Origin of the sequence: Streptomyces sp. NPDC059477 (assembly GCF_042749375.1) — a bacterium.
GTDB lineage: Bacteria > Actinomycetota > Actinomycetes > Streptomycetales > Streptomycetaceae > Streptomyces.
Map to the genome: position 1 here is coordinate 54,511 of NZ_JBHYUG010000011.1, position 6,189 is coordinate 60,699.

A 6,189-nucleotide genomic window follows, 5' to 3' on the forward strand; every position below is an offset into this window, starting at 1 on the left:
ATTCGCTGGCACGCTGCGTTCGGGAGGGCTGCGGGGATCGGGGGGCGCTGCTGCCGATCCTTCTGTTCGCGCGCCGTTAGTCGACGATCTGGTCGGCCACCCTGCCGCGGAAGATCTTCGCGGGGGTCTGAGGCACGGACATGTCACTCCCGAGCGTGTCCGGGACGTACGGCGCCCGGATCGTCTGTGGTGGTGGTTCGTCGCTGGTGGTGTCGCTGATGTGTCGCCAGGTGTCTCTGGTCGCGGGTGTTCTCTGGTGATGGGTCTTCTCTGGTGGTGGTGCACCCAAATTTAACCTACCTAGTAGGTTGAGGCAATGCTTTGGTGCGAGTCTCGTGCGGGTGTTGCGCGGGCAGGTGCGGGGCCCCTCCCGCGTCCCCGCCCGCGCTTCACCTGCGTCGCTTCACCTGCGTCGCTTCACCTGCGTCGCCTCACCGCTCCGACTCGCTCGGCCTGATCAGCAGTTGGCTCACCGCCGCGTGCGCCGGGCGCGTCACCACGTACGCCACCGCGTCGGCGACATCCGCCGGGCTCAGTCGTTCGAACGTGCGTGCCGCCTCCTGCGTGCCCCGCACCCGCGCCGGGAGCAGGTCCGTCGCCACCGAGGCCGGCTCCACCACCGCGACCCGGACCCGGCGCCCGGCGACCTCCTTGCGCAGCGACTCGCTGTACGTGTTCAGGGCCTGCTTGGTCGCCGCGTACACCCCGTTGCCCGCATGGACCGCGCGGCCCGACACCGAACTGATCCCGACCAGGTCGGCGATCCGGCGCGGGCCCTGCTCGGCGGCGTCGATCAGATGGGGCAGGGCGGCGTGGGTGAGATAGAGGGAGCCGAGCAGGTTCACCCGGACCATCTCGTCCCAGGCGTCCACCGACCCGTGCAGCATCGGGCCCGGCCGGGCCGCCCCGGCGTTGTTGACCAGGATGTCCAGCCGTCCCAGGCCGGCCACCGTCCGCCGTACCGCCTCGGCGGCCCGCTCCGGGTCGGTCACATCGGCGGGTACCGGGAGGGCGCGGGCGCCCGCCTCGCGCAGTTCTAAGGCGAGCGAGGCCAGCCGGTCCTCGCGGCGGGCCAGCAGGGCGACGGCCGAACCGCGGGCCGCCAGGGTGCGGGCCACGGCGGCGCCGATGCCGCTGGAAGCCCCCGTGACCAGGGAAACCGTGCCTCTCAGATCCATCTCCGTCATCTCCGGCTCCTCGATTTCGCGATGGGTGAGCGCTTTCTCGGATGGTTCTTCGGTGCTTCCTTGGTGCTTCCTCGGTGGTTCCTCGGTGGTTCTTCGGTGCTTCTTGATTCGATAAAAGCTCACCACCTACCTTGACACAAACCTACTAGGAAGGTTTCGTGGAAGGGCAGCGACGACCGGGTCCGCGAAGAGAGCCGCGCGGCGGCCCAGCCGCCCGTCCGACCGCCCGGCGATCGCCTTTCCCGCTCCGCAACGCCCGCAAGGCCCGCAATCCCCGCCCGCCCCGTCCGCGCGAGCCGCGCAGCCGCACGGATGCCTCACGGGCACCCACCCCACCAACGGAGGACAGCGATGAAGATCGCGCCGTACGACGAGAACGCGTTCAAGATGGACCATCCCCGCGGGACGGTCTCGTTCAACTACCTGCTGATGGGCGACCGCAGCAAGCCGTTCGAGAACTACCGCTACATCCTCGGCCGCAACGAGGCCGACTTCCAGATGCCCCGGCACTGCCACACCTTCGAGCAGATCCGGCTGCCCGTGGTCGGCGACATGAACCTCGGCGAGCAGGGCTTCCTGCGCGAGGGCGAGGTCGGCTACTTCCCCGAGGGCCAGACCTACGGCCCGCAGGACGACAAGCTGGAGGACCCCAAGCAGCTCCAGCTGGTGCTCCAGTTCGGCGGCGCCTCCGCGCTCGGCATGAGCGCCGGCCGCGGGCGCGGCCCGGCCAACAAGGAGGCGCAGGCCGAGCAGCGGCCCATCCGGGAGCAGCGCTTCCCCAAGCCGCGCTACAACGCCGTGGTCATCAGCAACCCCGCCCACTTCAACTACCTGCCGGTGGCCGGCTGGCCGGGCGTCAAGCGCAAGCCGATCGGCACCTACACCGAGCGGCAGTTCTGGATCGAGTTCGTCAAGCTCGACGCCGGTGCCGAGTGGGTCTCGGAGAGCGCGGACGCGCGGCGGCTGACCGTGGTGCTGGGCGGCAAGGGAACGGCCGAGGGCACCGAGATCAGCTGGATGGGCGCGGTGGAGGCCGACCCGGGCGAGAAGGTCCGGTACGTGGCCACGGAGGAACTGGTGCTGTACACGGTGGGGCTGCCGCCGATCGTGCAGCCGGTCGAGCCCGATGACGACAAGTTCACGACGGTCGTCACGGACGGTGGGATCCGGTTCGAGAACCCGAAGGACGCGGATCCGAAGTAGTGCGCCGGTGGGGCGGGGGAGTGCGGGTGGGTTCCGCCGCCGGTTCGGGTTCCGGCCGGTGGGGGCTGGTCGCGCAGTTCCCCGCGCCCCCAAGACCCCGGCGTCTCCGGGGCCCCGGTGCTCCCGCCGCCCCGACGCCGGACGGCCCGTCCCGCACACCGCGTGCAGCCGGACGGCATGCCGCCGCCCCCCCCGCACGACCCTCCCCGAAGTCCGACGACCCGTCCAGAAAGTGACCCCGTGAAAATCGCCTCCCGGCGGACCCCCTTCGGCGACCGGCTCTGCTTCGCCGACGTGGTTCCGCACCAGCTCATCGACATCCAGGCCGCGTTCGTCCGGCGGGCACAGCTGGACGGAGTCCACCGCGAGGACGCCCTCGCCCGCGCCCGGCTCGCCGTGTCGGGGGACCTGCCCGCGCTGTTGCAGGCGGACCCGGACCTGACCACCGTACGGCGCCTGTTCGACTGGACCGTCGGGCAGACCGGTTCCGGTGTCCTGGACGAGGACTGTCTGTGGTCCGACGACCCGGCCCGGCTCGGCCCGCCCATCGGCAGCCCCCGCACGATCTGGTGCATGCTGGCCAACTACCCCCGCCGGCGTCCCGGCCCCGGCGCCGAGGCACCGCCCCGGCGCGGACTCCAGGGCTGCCTCAAGGCACCGGGCGCGGTCGCCGGTCCCTACGACGATCTGCGGCACCCCACGATCAGCGAGCAGGTCGACCCGGAGATGGAGCTGGCGGTCGTCATCGGCCCCCGCTCCCGCTATCTGACCGAGGGCGACGCGATGCGCGCCGTCGCCGGTTACGTCGGGCTGTGCGACATCGGCTCCCGGGACGTCTCCGAGCGCGACAACAACCGGATGGACCGCGCCAAGGGCTTCGACACCTACGGCATCTGCGGCCCCTGGTTCGTCACCGCCGACGAGATCCCCGACCCGCACGCGCTGGGCATCCACCAGTGGGTCAACGGCGAGGTCCGCCAGGACGGCTCCACCGCCGAGATGTACCACTCCATTCCCGAGCAGCTCTCCTGGCTCACCGCGGCCCTCACCCTCGCTCCCGGCGACGTGCTCTCCACCGGCACCCCGGCCGGCCACGGCGCAGTCCAGCCCGGCGACGTCGTGCGCGGGGAGATCGAGGGGCTCGGGGTCATCGAGAACAAAGTCGTCCTCGACGACTGACCCTCGCCCACCCACGACGAAAGGTCAGCCCATGGCCCGACCACGCCTTCAGATCATCATCGGCAGCACCAGGCCGGGCCGCCGCGGCCCCGCCATCGCCGCCTGGTTCCACGCGCTGGCGCTCCAGCACCCCGGCTTCGACACCGAACTCGTCGACCTCGCCGAGGTCGCCCTGCCGCTGCTGGACGAGCCGAGCCCGCCGCAGCGCGGCCGGTACGTGAACGACCACACCAAGCGCTGGAGCGCCACGGTGAGCGCCGCGGACGCCTACGTCTTCGTCGTCCCGGAGTACAACCACAGCTACAACGCCGCCACCAAGAACGCCCTCGACTACCTGGCCAAGGAGTGGGCGGGCAAGCCCGTCGCCTTCGTCGGGTACGGCGGGGTCGCGGCCGGCACCCGGGCCGTCCAGGCGCTGATCCCCGTGGTGACCGCGCTCGGCATGGTCCCGCTCGCCGGGTCCGTGCTGATCCCCTTCGTCCGGCTCTCCTTCACCGGCGACGGCGGCTTCCAGGCCGCCCCCGGCCTCGACGAGAACGCGACCGGCGTGCTCGACGAACTGCTGCGGCTCACCACCGCACTCTCCGCCGCACGCCCGGCCGCCCCGGTCGGATGAGCCCGCACCCGGCCACGGCACCCACCCAGCGGGCGGACGGCCCCCGACGGGCCGTCAGCCAGAAGACGGCCGTCTGCGTCGTCTACGTGGCCGGGCTGTTCCTGAGCACCCTGGACATGACGATCGTCAATGTCGCCCTGCCCACCATCGGCCGCGCCTTCGACGTCCCCTCCACGGCCGTCGACACCGTGTCCATCTCCTATCTGGTGGCGCTCGCGGTCTCCGTCCCGGCCTCCGGCTGGCTCGGCGACCGCTTCGGCGGCAAGCGCACCCTGCTCACCGCCATCGCCGTGTTCACCCTTGGCTCCGCCCTGTGCGGCACCGCGCAGAGCCTCGGCGAACTGGTCCTCTTCCGGGTCCTGCAAGGCGTCGGCGGCGGCATGCTCGCCTCGGTCGGCATGGCGATGCTGCTGCGCGCCTTCCGCCCCGAGGAGCGGGTGCGGGCCTCGGCGGTGCTCAGCGTCGCCAACGGCCTGGCCCCCACCATGGGCCCGGTCCTCGGCGGCATCCTGGTCACCCAGGTCTCCTGGCGGGCGATCTTCTACGTCAATGTCCCCGTCGGCGCCTTCGCGGTGGCCTTCGGAGCGCTGTGCCTGCGCAACGAACCGGCCCGGCCCTCCGAACGCTTCGACCTCCCCGGATTCCTGCTCGCCGCGTCCGGCTTCGGCCTGGTGATGTACGGCGTCTCGGTGGGACCCGAACAGGGCTGGAGCACCGCCCCGGTGCTCGCCGCCCTGGTCTGCGGGACGCTGCTGCTGACCGCCCTGACCGCCACCGAACTGCGCAGCCGCGCCCCGATGATCGACGTACGGCTGCTGCGGGACCGGCTGTTCGCGTCCGGCACCACCGTGATGACGATCGAGTCGGTGACGTTCCTCGGCGCCCTGTTCACCCTCACGCTGTATCTCCAGGACGCCCGGGAGATGTCCCCGCTCACCGCGGGCCTCACCACCTTTCCCGAGGCCCTCGGCGTGGTCACCGGCTCCCAGCTCGCCAGCCGGGTGCTGTACCGCAGGCTGCGTCCGCGCCGCCATCTGATGCTCGGCGCGGGCGCCACCAGCGCGGTCATCGCCGCGATGGGGCTGCTGCTGCGGCCGTCGACGCCCCTGTGGGTGGTCGTGGCCCTGCTGTTCTGCATGGGGCTCGCCATCGGCCAGGTGTTCGTGGGCACCCAGTCCGCGTCCTTCGCCACCATCTCCGACGCGTCCTCCGGCCGTGCCTCCACCCTCTTCAACGTCGGCCGCCGGATCGGCGGCGCCGCCGGGGTGGCGGTGGCCACCACCGTCCTGGTGACGGTGGCCGGCGCGAGCCGTGCCACCGGCTCGGGCGACCCGGCCGGGTACCGGGCCGCGTTCCTCACCCTCGCCGCCGTCAACCTGCTCGGCCTGTACGCGGCCACGCGGGTCAGCGACAGCGACGCCGCGAGCACGGTGCCGCCGCCGCGGAAAGGGCGCCGTGGGAAGGCCCCGACCGGCACACCTCCCTCTGACCCCACTTCAACAAGCACCACCTCACACAAGGAGCTACGGACATGACCGTACTGACACTGAGCCAAGCGTCCGAGATCGTCGACGCGGCCCTCGGCCACGCCCGTGAACTCGGCCTGCGTCCCCTCACCGTGACCGTCCTCGACCCCGGCGGCCACCCGCTGGTCGTCAAGCGCGAGGAGAAGGCCGGCATCCTGCGCCCGCAGATCGCCCACGCCAAGGCCTGGGGCTCCCTGGGCACCGGCCAGGGCGGCGCCGCCGGTGCCCGCCACGCCACCCGTGACCCCGCGTTCTTCGCCGCGCTCGCGGCGATCTCCGAGGGCCGGATCGCCTCCTCCAAGGGCGGCGTGCTGATCCGGGACGCGGATGGCGAGCTGCTCGGCGCGATCGGCGTCAGCGGCGAGAAGCCGGACAACGACGAGGCCGTGGCGCTCTTCGGCATCGAGAAGGCGGGCCTCGTCGCCGACGCAGGCTGACGCGCACCCAGGCCGGGTGCCGGGCCGGGACCGGTGAGGAC

General features: G+C 72.0%; 6 protein-coding genes. 5 read left to right on the top strand and 1 reads right to left on the bottom strand.

Features of this window, described 5'->3' with window-relative positions; all coding sequences use genetic code 11:
- Nucleotides 1–431: 431 nt before the first annotated feature.
- Entirely contained in the window at nt 432–1,187 is a 756-nt protein-coding gene (locus ACFXAZ_RS08325; protein WP_384586609.1) for an SDR family oxidoreductase, read from the bottom strand.
- Nucleotides 1,188–1,538: 351 nt separating this feature from the next.
- Here ACFXAZ_RS08325 and ACFXAZ_RS08330 point away from each other — a divergent pair, with 351 nt between their 5' ends.
- The 5 genes from ACFXAZ_RS08330 (at nt 1,539) to ACFXAZ_RS08350 (ending at nt 6,148) form a co-directional block, all read left to right on the top strand.
- A complete protein-coding gene (locus ACFXAZ_RS08330) occupies nt 1,539–2,390 on the top strand; it encodes a hypothetical protein (protein ID WP_384586611.1) in 852 nt (283 codons plus the stop codon).
- A gap of 240 nt (nt 2,391–2,630) precedes the next feature.
- The gene (locus ACFXAZ_RS08335; RefSeq protein ID WP_384586613.1) at nt 2,631–3,569 is read left to right on the top strand and encodes a fumarylacetoacetate hydrolase family protein; all 939 of its coding nucleotides are present in this window, start codon (nt 2,631–2,633) and stop codon (nt 3,567–3,569) included.
- A gap of 31 nt (nt 3,570–3,600) precedes the next feature.
- On the top strand, nt 3,601–4,185 hold the full coding sequence (locus ACFXAZ_RS08340) for an NADPH-dependent FMN reductase (RefSeq protein WP_384586615.1): 585 nt from the start codon (nt 3,601–3,603) through the stop codon (nt 4,183–4,185).
- Nucleotides 4,182–5,720 carry an MDR family MFS transporter gene (locus ACFXAZ_RS08345; protein WP_384586617.1) on the top strand — a complete coding sequence of 513 codons (1,539 nt, stop codon included), beginning with the start codon at nt 4,182–4,184 and terminating at the stop codon, nt 5,718–5,720. The genes ACFXAZ_RS08340 and ACFXAZ_RS08345 overlap by 4 nt, the downstream gene beginning before the upstream one ends.
- Complete coding sequence (locus tag ACFXAZ_RS08350) at nt 5,717–6,148, top strand: heme-binding protein (RefSeq protein ID WP_382692618.1); 432 nt, start codon at nt 5,717–5,719, stop codon at nt 6,146–6,148. Before ACFXAZ_RS08345 ends, ACFXAZ_RS08350 begins: the two co-directional genes overlap by 4 nt.
- Nucleotides 6,149–6,189 lie beyond the last annotated feature (41 nt).

Coding starts and splice junctions, on each gene's coding strand:
- ACFXAZ_RS08325 (WP_384586609.1), bottom strand. CDS start 1,187: ATGACGGAGATGGATCTGAGAGGCACGGTTTCCCTGGTCACGGGGGCT.
- ACFXAZ_RS08330 (WP_384586611.1), top strand. CDS start 1,539: ATGAAGATCGCGCCGTACGACGAGAACGCGTTCAAGATGGACCATCCC.
- ACFXAZ_RS08340 (WP_384586615.1), top strand. CDS start 3,601: ATGGCCCGACCACGCCTTCAGATCATCATCGGCAGCACCAGGCCGGGC.
- ACFXAZ_RS08345 (WP_384586617.1), top strand. CDS start 4,182: ATGAGCCCGCACCCGGCCACGGCACCCACCCAGCGGGCGGACGGCCCC.
- ACFXAZ_RS08350 (WP_382692618.1), top strand. CDS start 5,717: ATGACCGTACTGACACTGAGCCAAGCGTCCGAGATCGTCGACGCGGCC.